The organism is Methanoculleus sediminis (genome assembly GCF_001017125.1).
Classification (GTDB): Archaea; Halobacteriota; Methanomicrobia; order Methanomicrobiales; family Methanoculleaceae; genus Methanoculleus; species Methanoculleus sediminis.
The window spans coordinates 744,696-758,670 of sequence record NZ_JXOJ01000002.1 but is presented as its reverse complement, the minus strand read 5'-3'; the positions used below and the strand labels follow the sequence as shown (position 1 = coordinate 758,670).

13 protein-coding genes are annotated in these 13,975 nt (G+C 64.4%); 9 read left to right on the top strand and 4 right to left on the bottom strand.

Annotated features, from left to right (window positions below; genetic code table 11):
* Window positions 1–35 precede the first annotated feature (35 nt).
* Entirely contained in the window at window positions 36–875 is an 840-nt protein-coding gene (locus SZ63_RS06565) for a nucleoside 2-deoxyribosyltransferase (protein WP_048182894.1), read from the top strand.
* Here SZ63_RS06565 and SZ63_RS06560 read toward each other — a convergent pair.
* The 3 genes from SZ63_RS06560 to SZ63_RS06550 are packed head-to-tail and all read right to left on the bottom strand — an operon-like array spanning window position 867 to window position 3,026.
* Window positions 867–1,277, bottom strand: coding sequence for an ATP-binding protein (locus SZ63_RS06560; protein ID WP_048182891.1), 411 nt, complete (start codon window positions 1,275–1,277; stop codon window positions 867–869). The two genes, SZ63_RS06565 and SZ63_RS06560, sit on opposite strands and share 9 nt — an antisense overlap.
* On the bottom strand, window positions 1,277–2,644 hold the full coding sequence (locus tag SZ63_RS06555) for a PP2C family protein-serine/threonine phosphatase (protein ID WP_082122676.1): 1,368 nt from the start codon (window positions 2,642–2,644) through the stop codon (window positions 1,277–1,279). Before SZ63_RS06555 ends, SZ63_RS06560 begins: the two co-directional genes overlap by 1 nt.
* 25 nt (window positions 2,645–2,669) lie before the next feature.
* Window positions 2,670–3,026: an STAS domain-containing protein gene (locus SZ63_RS06550; protein ID WP_048182890.1), complete on the bottom strand. Its 357-nt coding sequence runs from the start codon at window positions 3,024–3,026 to the stop codon at window positions 2,670–2,672.
* Between the two features lie 484 nt (window positions 3,027–3,510).
* Here SZ63_RS06550 and SZ63_RS06545 point away from each other — a divergent pair, with 484 nt between their 5' ends.
* The 6 genes from SZ63_RS06545 to SZ63_RS06520 all read left to right on the top strand — a co-directional run bounded on the left by SZ63_RS06545 (window position 3,511) and on the right by SZ63_RS06520 (window position 9,786).
* Complete coding sequence (locus SZ63_RS06545) at window positions 3,511–5,187, top strand: PAS domain S-box protein (protein ID WP_048182886.1); 1,677 nt, start codon at window positions 3,511–3,513, stop codon at window positions 5,185–5,187.
* A 127-nt stretch (window positions 5,188–5,314) separates the two neighbouring features.
* Window positions 5,315–5,890, top strand: coding sequence for a LemA family protein (locus tag SZ63_RS06540; RefSeq protein ID WP_048182882.1), 576 nt, complete (start codon window positions 5,315–5,317; stop codon window positions 5,888–5,890).
* A 6-nt stretch (window positions 5,891–5,896) separates the two neighbouring features.
* Window positions 5,897–7,720: a DUF2207 domain-containing protein gene (locus SZ63_RS06535; protein ID WP_048182880.1), complete on the top strand. Its 1,824-nt coding sequence runs from the start codon at window positions 5,897–5,899 to the stop codon at window positions 7,718–7,720.
* Between the two features lie 121 nt (window positions 7,721–7,841).
* Window positions 7,842–9,020 (top strand): putative hemolysin, encoded by a 1,179-nt coding sequence (locus SZ63_RS06530; RefSeq protein ID WP_048182877.1) that lies wholly within the window; start codon window positions 7,842–7,844, stop codon window positions 9,018–9,020.
* Between the two features lie 95 nt (window positions 9,021–9,115).
* Window positions 9,116–9,478: an STAS domain-containing protein gene (locus SZ63_RS06525; protein ID WP_048183771.1), complete on the top strand. Its 363-nt coding sequence runs from the start codon at window positions 9,116–9,118 to the stop codon at window positions 9,476–9,478.
* A complete protein-coding gene (locus SZ63_RS06520) occupies window positions 9,475–9,786 on the top strand; it encodes a HEAT repeat domain-containing protein (protein WP_048182875.1) in 312 nt (103 codons plus the stop codon). The genes SZ63_RS06525 and SZ63_RS06520 overlap by 4 nt, the downstream gene beginning before the upstream one ends.
* A gap of 5 nt (window positions 9,787–9,791) precedes the next feature.
* On the opposite strand, the gene SZ63_RS06515 is transcribed toward SZ63_RS06520, so the two are convergent.
* A complete protein-coding gene (locus tag SZ63_RS06515) occupies window positions 9,792–10,808 on the bottom strand; it encodes a DUF3821 domain-containing protein (RefSeq protein ID WP_048182873.1) in 1,017 nt (338 codons plus the stop codon).
* Window positions 10,809–11,010: 202 nt separating this feature from the next.
* Between SZ63_RS06515 and SZ63_RS06510 the strand changes: the two genes are divergently transcribed.
* Window positions 11,011–12,519, top strand: a complete 1,509-nt coding sequence (locus SZ63_RS06510) for an SLC13 family permease (protein ID WP_048182870.1) — start codon at window positions 11,011–11,013, stop codon at window positions 12,517–12,519.
* A 42-nt stretch (window positions 12,520–12,561) separates the two neighbouring features.
* Complete coding sequence (ftsA, locus tag SZ63_RS06505; RefSeq protein ID WP_048182869.1) at window positions 12,562–13,917, top strand: coenzyme F390 synthetase; 1,356 nt, start codon at window positions 12,562–12,564, stop codon at window positions 13,915–13,917.
* Window positions 13,918–13,975 lie beyond the last annotated feature (58 nt).

Genomic DNA, 13,975 nt, shown 5'->3' with positions numbered 1-13,975 from the left:
CTGTCTTGTTATGGTACGCCGTCCAGGTACTATCAATGTACGTGCTCGTCGCTCCCTGCATACAGAATCCTGCGCGCCGCGCCCGCGGGATAACGACCGATGAGGACCTGCGCTATTTCCGTCGGGCGATGGAGCGGTGCCGGCGCTTCTCGATCGAGATGGTCCCGCTCCCCTGCCCGGAGACGATCTACCTCGGCGCCGACCGCTCCCCGGGCTCGTTCGTAGAGCGGCTCGCGACCGACGAGTTTGCCGCCCTCCTCGACCGGCTCGAGGCGGAGATCCGTGCCGTGATACGGGATCGCGGGGAGCCGCCGCTCGCCATCGTCGGGGTGGATTCCTCCCCGACCTGCGGGGTGAACGCCACCTACTACTCGTCGGAGAAACAGCCCGGGCGCGGAGCGTTTCTCGCCCGGTTCCTGGAGATCCCGGCGATCGACGTGAAGGAGTTCGCCCGCTACCGGGTCTACCTCGCCGCCCCGCTCTTCTCGGAGGCGGAGCAGACCTACAACCTCGCGCTCCGGGAACTCCTCGAAGCGCACCTCTTCGACGTCTACCTCCCCCAGGAGGTGGGAGACACGAGCCACACCCGGTGCCGGGAGGAGCACCGGGACATCTTTGCGCAGCACACCGCGGCGCTCCGCGACGTCGATACCGTCGTCGCCGTCATCGACGGCGCGGACGCCGATTCGGGAACCTCGTGGGAGATGGGGTACGCGCATGCTCTTGGCAAGAAGGTCGTCGCGCTCCGCACCGACTTCCGGGTCGTCGGCCACCACGAGCGGGTCAACCTGATGCTCGAAGAGTCCGCCAGGGTGGTCACGAGAAAAGAAGACCTCCCCCGTGCGCTCGGGTCGCCGCTTCCGGCGTCAGGGTGACGCCGGCCGCTTCTTCTCCATCGAGAGGACGTTCCTCTCACCTTCGCGGGCATAGGTCACACTGTCCGTCACCGTCCGGATGAAGTGGACGCCGAGCCCCCCGATCGGCCGCTCTTCCGCGGGAACGTCGAGAGACGGCACCGGGGCGGTGAGCGGGTCGAAGGGAACGCCGTTGTCGGTGATCGTCACGCGGACGGTGTCGTCGTCCACCGTGCAGGCGATCGTGATCGTCCCGGCCTCCCCGCCGGGGTATCCGTAGAGGATGGTGTTGCTGCAGGCCTCGTCGACGGCGAGCTGGATTGCAAAGACGAGTTCGTCGCCGCACCCGGCGAGCGTCTCCGCGAGGAAGTCGGCGATCGCCGCGAGCGCCGGGAGTTCCGCCCGCACGGTGAGTTCCGCCATCAGACCACCCGGAGAATCATGAGGGTCAGGTCGTCGAACTGCGGCTCGTCGCCCGAGAACGCCATAACCGCGTCGCGGATCCTCTCGACGATCTCGGCCGGAGGCCGGTCAAGGGAGCCCGCGACGGTCTCGATCAGCCGCGCCTCCCCGAACTGCTCCTCGCCGGGGTTGATCGCCTCGGTGACGCCGTCGGTGTAGAAGAGGACGAGGTCCCCGCTCGCAAGATGGATCGTCTCCTCGCCGTACTCGGCCTCCGGCATGACCCCGAGGATGATCCCGGTTCCTTTCAGCCCCGTGGGCCGCCCGCCGCCCGCCCGGAAGAGGAGCGGCGGGTTGTGCCCCGCGTTGACGTAGGTGATCGTCTTGTTCGCCGGGTCGGCGACCGCGTAGAAGAGGGTGACGAACATCCCGGACTTCGCGTCCTCGGCTATCAGCATGTTGGCCTCGCCGACGGCGTCGCGGGCGCTCCGGGGAACCAGCGAGTTCGCCCGCAACACCGTCCGCGAGAGCGCCATGAAAAGCGCTGCCGGGACGCCTTTTCCCGAGACGTCGGCTATGACGAGCGCCGTCCGGCCGCCGGGAAGGGGGATGGCGTCGTAGAAGTCCCCGCCGACCTCCTTTGCCGGGAGCGAGAGGGCGGCGAGTTCGAAGCCCGGAACTTCCGGCAGCCGTTCGGGGAGGAAACTCATCTGGATGTCGTGCGCGATCTTCAGTTCGGCCTTCTTGCGTTCGAGTTCAGAGAGGAAGGTATCCCGCTCCTCCTTCGTCTGCCGCTCGGCGACCAGGTTCCCGATGATGAACGCGAAGATGAAGACACCGGTGGCGTTGGCGATGATCATCGGGACGGCCACCCCCTCGACGACCCCGAGCGCCTGATCGAACGGCCGGCAGAGGAGGAGGGTGATCCCCATGTGGAATGCCTCCATACAGACGGCGAAGAGGACTGCGCCGTGCATCCCGATGAATTTACGCCCGGCAAGGAGGAAGATCAGCCCCCCGAAGAGCCCCGCGAGGATGGTCGCGGTCGCGCACGGGACGGCGGTGAACCCCCCGAGGGAGAAGCGGTACGCCGCGCCGATCAGCCCGGCGCCGAGTCCCACCACCGGGCCGCAGGCGAGCCCGCCGACCATCGGGCCGAGGTCGCGGACGTTTGCCGTGGCACCGAGGATGGTGATCCCGCTCTCGGTGCCGTAGATGGAGAGCGCCCCAAAGAGGAGGACGAGGGTCGCCTGCCCCTTCCAGGAGAATATGCCGTCGAGCACCTGCGTAAACGACTTCGTCCGCGTGATCAGGTAGGCGACCACGATGATGACGCAGATCATCTGCAGGAGCACGAAGAACATGTCGCCGAAGCCGGAGAACGCCATGCCGGTCTACCGCCCGTGGTGCCGCTCAGGGTCCCGCCGGAAATCCGGCAAGCGCAGTTGCCTCGTCGGGAGAGAGCGAAAAGATCCGGTGGAATCCCGCCATGGTGAAGACTTCGAGGATCTGCGGCTGTGCGCAGGCGATCCGGAACGTCCCGCCGTCGGCCTTCAGCCGCTTCAGCGTGGCAAGCAGCACCCGGAGCCCGGAACTGCTGATATAGTCGAGGTCGCAGAGGTTGACGAGGAGGTTCCTCCCTCCGGCGTCGAGCACCCTGTTGATCCGCTCCTGTGCCGTCTCCGAAGAGCCTGCGTCCAGCCGCCCTTTCACCGTGATGATATCGACGGTGCCGGCTTTTTTCTCGGTGATCTCGAAGTGCCCGCTCATTTCATGAATTTTTGTTCTGATGGAAGATAGATGTTGCTCTCTGTTTTCGGACGTCCTAGAGGGAGAGAGCAAAAAAAGAGGTATTGTAGGGTGTGTGATAACCATGCGGTGTCTGCGGCGGGTTCCGGGGCGGTTGTGCCGCCCGCCCCGGCGCCGCGTCCACCGTGCCGGTATGAGTGTTTAGAGAGGTGTGCCTGTGTACACCGGGTCTCTTCCGGTGCATCGTGACGTTGATGCAGTCAGCGTGGTGAATGTTGTGTTCACCGGTCCCAGCCGTTTCTGCGCCGGCCCGGCCCGCCGTGCCTGTGCGGTCCGGGTTGTCGGAGAGATTCCCCGTCTCTCGACTCTGGGGATCATGAGTTGATCCGGGTGGCATATATCGTTTTCGGTCATTGCCTTGCATTGTGGTGTGGCGTTGTGTGTAGCGTCATAGCATGCAGCACTGCAAAACCCTATATCTCCCGGCACGAAACACTGTTTGCACATGGATCCCACTACCGACGCACTCTCTCTCCTGCTCCGGGCCCTGAAAGAGCATCCGCGCGGCATGTCGGTCTCCGATCTTGCCGCAGCCGTCGGGATCAACCGGAACACCGTCTCCCGGTACCTCGACGTCCTCCTGGTATCGGGCCAGGTGGAGATGGAGACCTACGGGAAGGCCAAGGTCTTCTACCTCTCGCAGAGGGTCCCCATCGCCGCCATGCTCAACTTCTCGTCGGATCTCGTGCTGGTGCTCGACCGGGATCGCCGGATCGTCCAGGCAAACGACGCTGTCTGTTCGTTTGTGGGGAGGGAGCGAGACGATATCATCGGGAACTCCATCGAGACGTCGCCGCTCGCCGCGTTCGACCACCCGCTGATACGGAGCCGGATCACCGACGCCCTGAACGGCCGCGAGGTCACCGAAGAACTTCGGTTCCTGCGGCAGGACGAGGAACTCTTCTTCAGGATCAAGTTCCTCCCCACCGTCTTCAACGACGGGGCGCCGGGGGTCACCATCATCCTCGAGGACATTACCGAGGGGCGGCGGGCGGAAGAGGCCCTGCGCGAGAGCGAGCTCCTCTTTAGAAGCCTCGTCGAGAATATCAGCGACCTGATCCTGAACGTCGACGAAGCCTGCGTGTTCACCTACGTCAGCCCCAAAAGCCGGGAGATTCTCGGTTACGCACCCGAGGAGATGCTTCGAAAGACCCCCTGCGACTTCATGCCCCCGGAGAAGGCAGAACCGGTCAGGGAGCAGTTTTCCTCTCTTTTAGCAGAACCGAGACCGCGGGTTCTCTTCGAATGGACGATGCTCCACCGGGACGGGAGCCCCGTCGTTCTCGAGGCGAGCGGGACGCCGGTCTACGACGTGATCGGTGACTTCACCGGCTACCGGATGGTCTGCCGCGACGTCACCGAACGGGCGCGTGCCGCAAAACGGGTGGCCCAGTGGAAGTCGTTCCTCTACTCCGTGGTCAACAACATCCCGAGCATGGTCTTTGTTCGGGAAGTGGAAGAGAACACGTTCGTCTTCTCGAACAAGGCCGCCGAGACGTTCCTCGGGATGACGCAGGAGGAGATGGCGGGAAAACGGGCCGCGGAGATCTTCCCGCCGGAGATGGCGGCCTTCTTCGCCGACGGCGACCGGGAACTCGTGGAGCGGGCGGCCGCCCTTGAGAAGGAGATCCGGACCCCGGGCGGGCGAACCATCTCCATGAAGAAGATCCCGATCTTCAGTTCAAGGGGCATGCTGAAGTACATGCTCGGGTTCGCCGAGGACGTCACCGATCGCGCCGCCGCGGAGGTTCTCCTGATCGCCGAGCGCGACCGGGCGCAGGGCTACCTTGAGGCGGCGGGCGTGATGATCGCGGTGATCGGGGCGGACGGCACCATCGACCTCGTCAACCGGAAGGCGAGCGAGATCCTGGGATACCCCGAGGGAGATCTTGCAGGGAAGAACTGGTTTGAGACGGTCGTGCCCGGGCGGCTGCGCGACCGACTCGCGCAGAACTTCAACCGTCTCGTGGCCTGCGGCGTCGAGCCTCCGCCGTTCGAGGAGAGTCCGGTCGTCACGCGGGACGGGCAGGAACGGCCGATACTCTGGCACAACGCCCTTCTACGGGACGCGGACGGCAACGTGGTGGCGATGGTGAGTTCCGGCGAGGAGCTTGCGGAGTAGCCGGTTTTTCCGTGAAAAAGCGCTCGTAGCGCGGAACCCCCAGTTTCCTCCCACATCGTGTTTTTCCCGGTTTCTCCGTGCGACTTCGAGGGTCACTCCTTAAATACGCCGCGGGGCACATAGAGTAATGGTGACAACGTTGGACATCATCTCCCTTGTCCTTATCGCCGTCGTGGTGCTGGTCGTCATCGGCGTCGCGGCGGCAGCAGTCGGCATCTACAACCGGTTCTTCTCCCTCAAAAACTCCGCCGAAGCGACGGTCGGGCAGGTGAAGGTCGCGATGAAGAAGCGGCTGGACATGATCGAGCAGCTCCTCGGCGCGGTGAAGAGCTACGCGGCCTTCGAGAAGGAGACCCTGACCGGGGTGACCGAGATGCGGGCGCGCATCGGCAGCGCCGGCCCGGGCGACCTGAACGAACTCGAGCGCGAATCGCGCTCGGTTCTCGGGCGGCTGCTCGCGGTCGCGGAGAACTACCCCGATCTCAAGACCTCCCAGACGGTGCAGAACCTGATGGGCGCGGTCCAGGGTGTCGAGGACGAGATCGCCCGGCACCGCTACACTTACAACAACATTGCGCAGCAGTACAACACCATGACCGACACGGTTCCTTCGAACCTGATCGCCGGCGTCATGGGTTTTAAGAAGCTCGAATACCTGGAGTTCGGCGAGGAGATCGAGCGGGTCCCGACGATAGCGTTCTGATAGACCATGCGGATAACTGAGCGGCAGCAGATACTCACCCTTGTCGCCTTCACCCTGGTTGTCGGGGTGCTGGCGGTCGTCGGAGCGAACGCGCTCCCTGCCCTCTTCCGGGGAAACCTGGACGTCGAGCAGTATGACGCAGTCTTTTACCAGAACGGAACCCTGATCGAGCGCTACACCTACGACGTCCGCGCCGCAGGCGAGTACCGGATGCTCTACCGCTACTGGGACGCTCCGCTCACATTCTCCGCAATCGGTCGGCCGCATATCGAGTTTGTCGGGATGACCGTCCCGCCCGGAACCATCGGCTACGTCAAAAATGACTGGGGTGAGGTGCGCCCGGCCGCCGGGAGCGCGACCCCTTCGGATGTCGCGGCGATACGAAATCTTGCATACGATAACGAGGTGGGCCTCTACAACCCCGGCTACTTTGCCCCGGGCACCTATACGGTGGAGTACCGCTACATCGTCCGGCCGCCGATCGAGTACGACGAGGAATGGGCGCACCTGAACCTGAAACTCGTGGACGAGCACGTCCCCTTCCGCAATCTCCGGGTTACGCTGCCGTTCGCCGGGCAGATCGAGGAGGTCTACACGCATCCCCCGACCCTTGAGATCGAGCGGACGGCGGAGTCCGTCGTCGTCACGGGGACCGCCCCGCAGGACGACGCGCTGAATGTCGAGATGATCCTCGACCCCACGTTCATGGACGAGGTCGGCGGGTTCCCGGAGTATGTCCCGGACGTGCGGCAGCAGGCGGCCGACGCCAATCGCTGGCCTCCGATCCTCTATGCGGCGGCGAGCGTCCTCTATGGCCTTGCGACCGTTCTCGTCCTCGCGATCCCGTTCATCCTTCTCGGCGTCTACCTTCGCTACGGCAGGGAAAAACCGTTCACGGTGCCGGAGTACCTGAGTTTCACACCGAACACCGCGCTCAAGCCCTGGCAGGTGAACCTCCTCTTCAAGGGCGACGCGCTTGATTACGACGAGAACGGGTTCTACGCGACGCTCCTCGACCTGCACCGGCAGAAGAAGATCGTGGTGGCCGAAAAGCCGGACGGCAAAGGCGTCACGGTCCGGATCGTCTCGGGGGAGTCGACCGACCCCTACGAACGGCGGGTGCTCAATTTCCTTGGAAACATCGCCGACGATCACGTCGTGGACACCGCCGAGCTCGAGGAGTTTGCCCGGACCGCCCGGCGGAGCCCCGGATACCAGCACCGGATCGTGCAGTACCAGCAGTCGCTTGCCGGCCTGACCCGGGACGTGGACACCTCGCTCGCCCACCGGTACATCAAGGACGGGCGGACGATGATCCTTCCACTCGTCTTCCTCGGTGCCATCCCGTGCGGGCTATCCATTCTTGCGTTCATCCTCGCGCCGGGAGCGGCCTATCTCCTGATTCCGGCCGGCGTCCTCTCCTTCATCGCCGCGGTCCAGGTCGGGGTCGCGGCCCTCTTCCCCTCGACGCTGTTTGGGTTCTGGAAAGGCGACCACTACCGGGAGAAACTCGAGTGGGACGCGTTCGCTTACTTCCTCTCGGATCTCGCGCTGATCCGGCAGTACTCTCCTGCCGACCTCTCGATGTGGGGTGAGTGGCTGGTCTACGGGACGGCGCTCGGCCTCGGCGATAAGGTTGAGGAAGCGATGAAGAACCTGCATATCAACCTCCCGGACGTCGGGGTGCCGCTCTACTCGAACATGCCGGTGATCTTTGCCCCGATCGTCCTCTACTCCCCGCCGTCGAGCGGCGGCAGCGGCGGGTTCGGCGGCGGCGGGTCGTTCGGCGGCGGGGGCGGCTTTGGGGGCGGCGGTGTCGGGGGGCGCTGACGCTCTTTTTCGATCTTTTTTCCACCCGATACATGGCCTTCCTGTCAAATAAGTCCGAATTTGTTCGTAGTTAAGGAAACCTACTTACCTCTGACCGGGTAATGTATTTCTGTTGAAGCCTATGACGGGATCCAATCCGAACTACCTGGTTATCTTCCTCGTTCTCTTCGGGGCTGTCGTTGCATGCGGGTGCATGGCTGCCGGAGGAGAGGACGAGCCGGCCGATCGCATCTCCGGGAACGGCACGATCACGTTCGTCGATCTCGAAGGCGGGTTCTACGGGATCGTCGCCGATGACGGCGAGCGCTACCTCCCCACCGACCTCCCGACTGAATGCCGGCAGGACGGCCTCCGTGTCGCGTTCGTCGTCGAACCCGCGAGCGAGACGGCAACCATCCAGCAGTGGGGCACGCCGGTCGAGATAGTCGAGATCGCGGCGGGCGACACCCGCCGGACGGTCGCGGCGAACGCCACGGTCACCTACATCGATCTCGAGGGCGGGTTCTACGGCCTCGTCACCGACGACGGCAGGAAATTCCTGCCCGGAAACCTCCCGGCGGAGTACCGGCAGGACGGTCTTTTAGTGCAGTTCAGCGCCGACGTGCAGGACGATGGCGCGGGAATCCAGATGTGGGGAACCCCGGTCGAGATCCGGTCGATCGAAGTGATTGAAGGCGTCCTGCTCGTCTCCGGGAACGCCACGGTCACCTACATCGACCTCGAGGGCGGCTTTTTCGGCTTCGTCGCCGACGACGGCAGGCACTACCTCCCGCTCAACCTGAACGAGACCTGGCAGGCCGACGGCACGAACGTGACGTTCGTCGCCCGGATCAAGGAGAACACCGTGACCATCCAGCAGTGGGGCACGCCGGTCGAGGTACTCGCCGTCGATGCGGCAGGAAATGCGACCTACGTCGCAAAGACCGGGACCGTCACGTATGTCGATCTTGAGGGCGGTTTCTACGGGATCGTCGCCGACGGCGGCGAACGTTATCTCCCTCTCGATCTCGACGAGACCTACCGCGTCGACGGGATGCGCCTTGCCTTCGTCGGGGAGATAGCCCGGGATACCGCGACCATCCAGCAGTGGGGAACCCTTATCGAGATCATTGACGTCCCGTGGGTCTCCGCCGCATGCGGCGGAAACGCCGGCATCGCGAACCCGGCTGCGGTCTGGTGCATCGAGCAGGGCCACACCTACGAGATCCGGAAGAACGCCGACGGCAGCGAGTACGGTGTCTGTATCTTTGCAAACGGAACCGTTATCGACGCGTGGGATTACTACCGGCAGACTCACTGACCTTTTTTTCAAGAAAAGCGGAAGCGTTGCGCAAGCGCTGCATGCGCCCCGTTGAGAAACGGACGATTTTTCTCCTCCCGCACCGAAAAACAACCATGGACGTAACGGTCAGTGAGCGAGACGATACGGCAGTCGTATCCGTTGACGGCAGAATCGATGCGGAATCGGCAGAAAGCCTGGATACGGCAATCACCGGAGTGCTGGCGCGGGGCGGAAAACGGGTGCTCGTGAACCTGGAGAAGGCCGCCTACATGAGCAGCAGCGGTCTAAGGGTGCTGCTCGGCAAGTTCCGTGATCTAAGGCGGGTGGACGGAGAGATGGCACTCTGCGCGGTTCAGCCCGACGTTTACAAGGTCTTCCTGATGGCGGGTGTCCATGAGGTCTTCCCGATCTACGTGGGATTGGACGAGATCCTGGCCTCGGGTGACGGGGAGAAAGAGGAGAGAACGTCTCCGTGACGGCGGGTCCCGGGGCGCTGATCCGGACTCTTCGCGGCGGTGAGACCGCAGATCGGTTGGCAGCGGCGGCGGAACTCGCCGCCCTCGGTCCGGCTGCGCTTCCGCCGCTTCTTTGTGCGCTCGACGATCCCGATCCCCGCCTCAGGATGTGGGCGGCCTACACCCTGGGGATGATCGGGGATGCGGGAGCTATCCCGGCGCTCGTGCAGGCGCTCGAGGACGCCGATCCGGGTGTCGCAAGGTGGGCGGCTGCCGCCCTCCGCAGGATCAGGGACGCGGCCTGCGGTAGCGGCTGCCGGTTCTGCTGATTTTTTTACCGCCGCCTGGCGGCGAGCGCCAGGGCGAACCCGGCCGCTGCTACGGCCAGGGCGGCCGGGAGCGGCGTAGCGGTCGGTGTCGGTGTTGTCGTCTCCGTCGTGGCGGTTGTGACCGGTGTTGCCGTCTCCGTTGCCGTCGGTTCGGTCGTGGGCACGGTCGTGGGCACGGTCGTCGGCATGGGGGTTGCCGTCGGCGTGGCCGTCACGGTTGCGGTGGGTGTCGGCGTCGCGGTCGTATCCACCCCGATGCGGTTTGCTACCGTGAACGTCACCCGCTCGGAGTCGGGAGCGTTGGCGTCGAACCCCGAAGGCGTCCTCCATACGGCCCTGACGGAGTAGGTCCCCGGCTCACCGAGGTCGCCGAGCCGGACTGCGCCGGGCCAGCCGGGGTCGTCGGTGTAGAACCGGGTCGAACTGACGTTCAGGCCCGCAAAGTTACGTCCTCCGACGACGGTGGTCTCGGCGCCGCCCGGCGTGGTGAGCACGATATCGATCGTCGCCGGGTGGACCCCGCCGGCCTGGTAGAACGCCCCGACGTCGGGGGCGGATATCCTGAAGGCTATCCGGGTGTTCGGGGAGACGGTCAGCCCTTCCAGGGGCTCGTTATGGTGGGGGTTCGCGAGGACCACGTCGAGGAAGAGCCTCGGCTCGCGGATCATGACCTGCGCCGTCGCCCCGTCCGTGGGGTTGAAGGCGTAGTATGTCCCGTAGTCGTCGCGCACCAGAAACTCCTGCACCTCGAAGTTCGTGTCGTCGGTGACCGGGATGCTCCTCGCGACTCCCCGGTCGGGGTTGTCGTCCTGGTATCGCCGCAGTTCCGTGACGGGGTTATCCGTGGTCGCGTTCCTCAGTTGCGAGAGGTCGAGCCCCTCTTCGTGGATAAAGATCGTGTCGTAAGGCTGGATATCGCGGATCGTCGGGCCGCGGGCTCCGGCCTGCCCCACACAGAGGGCAATGATACAGATGGCGAGGAGGATGACGAGGCCTCGCCTGCGGATCCATTCCGGTGCCATGGTATCCCGTATGCTGATTCTGCTGATATAGGTTGGTACGGTGGCGCGGCGGCTCCTCTCCGCCGGGAGCGGTTCCGGCTGCGTCCGGATAGCCCTGTCGCGACAAAGCATTTCTCTTATCGTTCGAATTCCTGTATAATCCTCTAAATGCGCTGGAATTCGATTCCTTACACTTAAATAATTTCTTCTCCCATTTCTGATAATGAGCAGGGTCGCCTTTATCATCGCATCAATCCTCGTCTTCTTCGTGGTTCTGGCGATCCCCATCGATCCCACCGTCCTTGCGCCCGAGGCCAAATCCGTCGCGGCAGTGACCATCCTGATGGTTCTCTTCTGGGTCACGGGCGTCATCCCACTCGAGGCGACCGCACTGCTTCCGCTGGTTCTTTTCCCGGTGCTCGGGGTTCTCTCGCCGGTGAAGGTGGCGGAGTCATACGGCAACGAGGTGATCTTCCTCTTCCTCGGGGGGTTCATCATTGCCATGTCGATGCAGCGGTGGGGCCTGCACCGGCGTATCGCGTTGCACATCATCCGGATCGTGGGAACAAGTCCGCGCCGCCTGGTGCTCGGGTTCATGGTCGCCACTGCGTTCCTCTCAATGTGGATCTCGAACACCGCAACAGCGATGATGATGATCCCGATCGCGGTCGCGATCATCCTGACGATCATTCCCGGGACCGACAAAGCCCTTGAGAACCTCGACGGGAAAGAGCAGGCACTTGCCCGCTGCCTCATCCTCTCCATCCCCTACGCCGCGAGCATCGGGGGGATCGCCACGATCATCGGCACGCCCCCGAACGGGATCTTCATCTCCCAGCTCGCGACGATCTTTCCCGAGGGACCCACCATCGACTTCTTCACCTGGATGAAGTTCGGCGTTCCGTTCGCTGCCATATTCCTCGTTCTTGCCTGGCTCTGGCTCATTGAAGTCCCGTATCGGCAGATGGGGTCGAGCCTCCCGAGCGCCCGGGGGATCATCCGCGAGGAACTCGAGAAACTCGGTTCGATCTCTGCCGGGGAGCGATGGACGCTGATCGTCTTTACCCTGACCGCCCTCGCCTGGGTCTTTGCGCAGACGAAAGAGATCGGCGGGTTCGTCATCCCCGGCCTCGATATGATCTTCCCCGGGATCAAGGACTCCACCATCGCGATCTTCGGTGCGCTCCTCCTCTTCGTCCTCCCGGTCGACATGAAGAAGGGTATCTTCACGATGGAGTGGGAATGGGCGGTGAAGATCCCCTGGGGCATCCTCCTCCTCTTCGGCGGCGGTATCGCCCTCTCGAACGGGTTCCTCGCGAGCGGACTTGCCGCGGCGATCGTCGAGTCGCTCACGCTCATCCATGGCCTCCCGGTCATCCTCCTGATCCTCATCGTGGCGCTGGGGGTCTCGTTTGCCTCGGAGATCGCCTCGAACACGGCCATGGCTGCCGTCCTGATGCCGATCATGGCGGTCACGGCCGTCAGCATGGAGTTAAACCCGATCGTCCTGATGATGACCGCCGCGGTCTGCGCCTCGATGGCGTTCATGCTCCCGGTCGCCACCCCGCCGAACGCCGTCGCCTACGGGAGCGGCTACATCGCCGCACGAGACCTGCTCCGGTCCGGATGGGCGCTCGACCTCATCGGCGTGGCGCTCTGGATGGTCTGCCTCTACACGATCGTCCTCTGGGCACTCGGGGTTCCCCTGGACATTCCCGCCTGGGCGCTCTGATCCCCCGGCACCTATTTTATCCCCTGCGTCTATCCCGGCCGGATGACAGGCAACCGATATCATGACCCGGCGGTGGAGACGCTTGCGCGATCGGATCTCGACACGCTGATCGACGAGCGGATCCGCCTGACCGTCCGGTATGCAGTGGAGCACTCGCCCTTCTACCGCCGGTGGTTCGAGCGGCACAACATCCGCCCGGAGGCTATCCGGGAGCACGAGGACCTCCGCGATCTGCCCATCATCTCCGGGGCGACGATCCGGCGATACCAGCCCCCGCACGAGCGGGAGTTCTGCTTCAAGAGCGTCCCCTGGGAGGCGGTCTTCACGGTCAACGAGACCTCCGGGACGAGCGGTATCCCGAAGAGTTTCTTCCTCACCTGGGAGGACTGGGAGCGGTATGCGGAGAAGTACGCCCGGCTCTTTGTCTCGCAGGGGTTCGAGGCCGGCGACCGGGTGGTGGTCTGCGCTTCCTACGGGATGAACGTCGGCGCGAACACCATGACCCTCGCCGCCCGCGACATCGGGATGGCGATCGTCCCGGAGGGGAAGTGCACCTTCCCGGTCAGGGTGCTGGAACAGTACCGCCCGACGGCGCTGATCGGGAGCGTCTTCAAGTTTCTGCGGCTCGCCCGCAGGATGGAGGCGGAAGGCCACCCGCCACAGGACGCGGGCGTGAAACGACTGGTCGTCGGGGGCGAGAGTTTCGCCCCGGAATCGAGGCGCTACCTGGAGGAGGTCTGGGGATGCCCGGTCTACAACTCCTACGGGAGCACCGAAGGGACGATGTGCGGCGAGTGCACCCGCCAGGCAGGTCTCCACGTCCCCGAGGATCTGGTTCACTTCGACCTCTACGACCCCGGGATGAACCGGTTCGTCCATGACGGCGAGACCGGGCGGCTGGTCTACACGACGCTCCTTGCTCCGGGCAAGCGGGCGGGGACGCTCCTCATCAACTACGATACGGAGGATACCTGCTCGGTCGTCTCCCGGGAGCGGTGCGACTGCGGGCGGACGCACATGCGGATCGCCTCCCCCCGGCGCGAGGCGGAGACGGTCCGGATCGGGGATATCGCGCTCAACCGCGTGGACGTGGAGGCGGCGGTCTTTGCGCCCGAAAACATGGCCCGCCTGAACGGGGAGTACGAAGCGTTCGTCTACGGCGGCGACGAGGCGGGGGAGACCGTTCTCCGGGTGAGCGTGGAGTGCTTCGATCCCGCCAACGTCGATGCGGGCGAGATCGAAGAGACGTTCCTTGCCGCCCTCCTGCGGTCGGTTCCGGGTCTTTCGGGGGCATACGAGGACGGAACGCTGCAGATCCTCTGCAGCGTCACGCCGCCGGGCGGGCTCGAACTCCACCGGGCGCCCGGCCGCCCGAAGCGGATCGTGGACCGGCGGTGAGGTGTGCGGGAAGTGCAGGGGTTCGCGTTGGGACACCGGGTTTCGCGGCTTCGCGTTC

Bases quoted from the DNA above. Each gene is read 5' to 3' on its own strand.
- SZ63_RS06540 (WP_048182882.1), top strand. From the start codon at position 5,315: ATGGTGACAACGTTGGACATCATCTCCCTTGTCCTTATCGCCGTCGTG.
- ftsA (WP_048182869.1), top strand. From the start codon at position 12,562: ATGACAGGCAACCGATATCATGACCCGGCGGTGGAGACGCTTGCGCGA.
- SZ63_RS06555 (WP_082122676.1), bottom strand. From the start codon at position 2,644: ATGGCGTTCTCCGGCTTCGGCGACATGTTCTTCGTGCTCCTGCAGATG.
- SZ63_RS06565 (WP_048182894.1), top strand. From the start codon at position 36: ATGTACGTGCTCGTCGCTCCCTGCATACAGAATCCTGCGCGCCGCGCC.
- SZ63_RS06560 (WP_048182891.1), bottom strand. From the start codon at position 1,277: ATGGCGGAACTCACCGTGCGGGCGGAACTCCCGGCGCTCGCGGCGATC.
- SZ63_RS06550 (WP_048182890.1), bottom strand. From the start codon at position 3,026: ATGAGCGGGCACTTCGAGATCACCGAGAAAAAAGCCGGCACCGTCGAT.
- SZ63_RS06515 (WP_048182873.1), bottom strand. From the start codon at position 10,808: ATGGCACCGGAATGGATCCGCAGGCGAGGCCTCGTCATCCTCCTCGCC.
- SZ63_RS06510 (WP_048182870.1), top strand. From the start codon at position 11,011: ATGAGCAGGGTCGCCTTTATCATCGCATCAATCCTCGTCTTCTTCGTG.
- SZ63_RS06525 (WP_048183771.1), top strand. From the start codon at position 9,116: ATGGACGTAACGGTCAGTGAGCGAGACGATACGGCAGTCGTATCCGTT.
- SZ63_RS06535 (WP_048182880.1), top strand. From the start codon at position 5,897: ATGCGGATAACTGAGCGGCAGCAGATACTCACCCTTGTCGCCTTCACC.
- SZ63_RS06545 (WP_048182886.1), top strand. From the start codon at position 3,511: ATGGATCCCACTACCGACGCACTCTCTCTCCTGCTCCGGGCCCTGAAA.
- SZ63_RS06530 (WP_048182877.1), top strand. From the start codon at position 7,842: ATGACGGGATCCAATCCGAACTACCTGGTTATCTTCCTCGTTCTCTTC.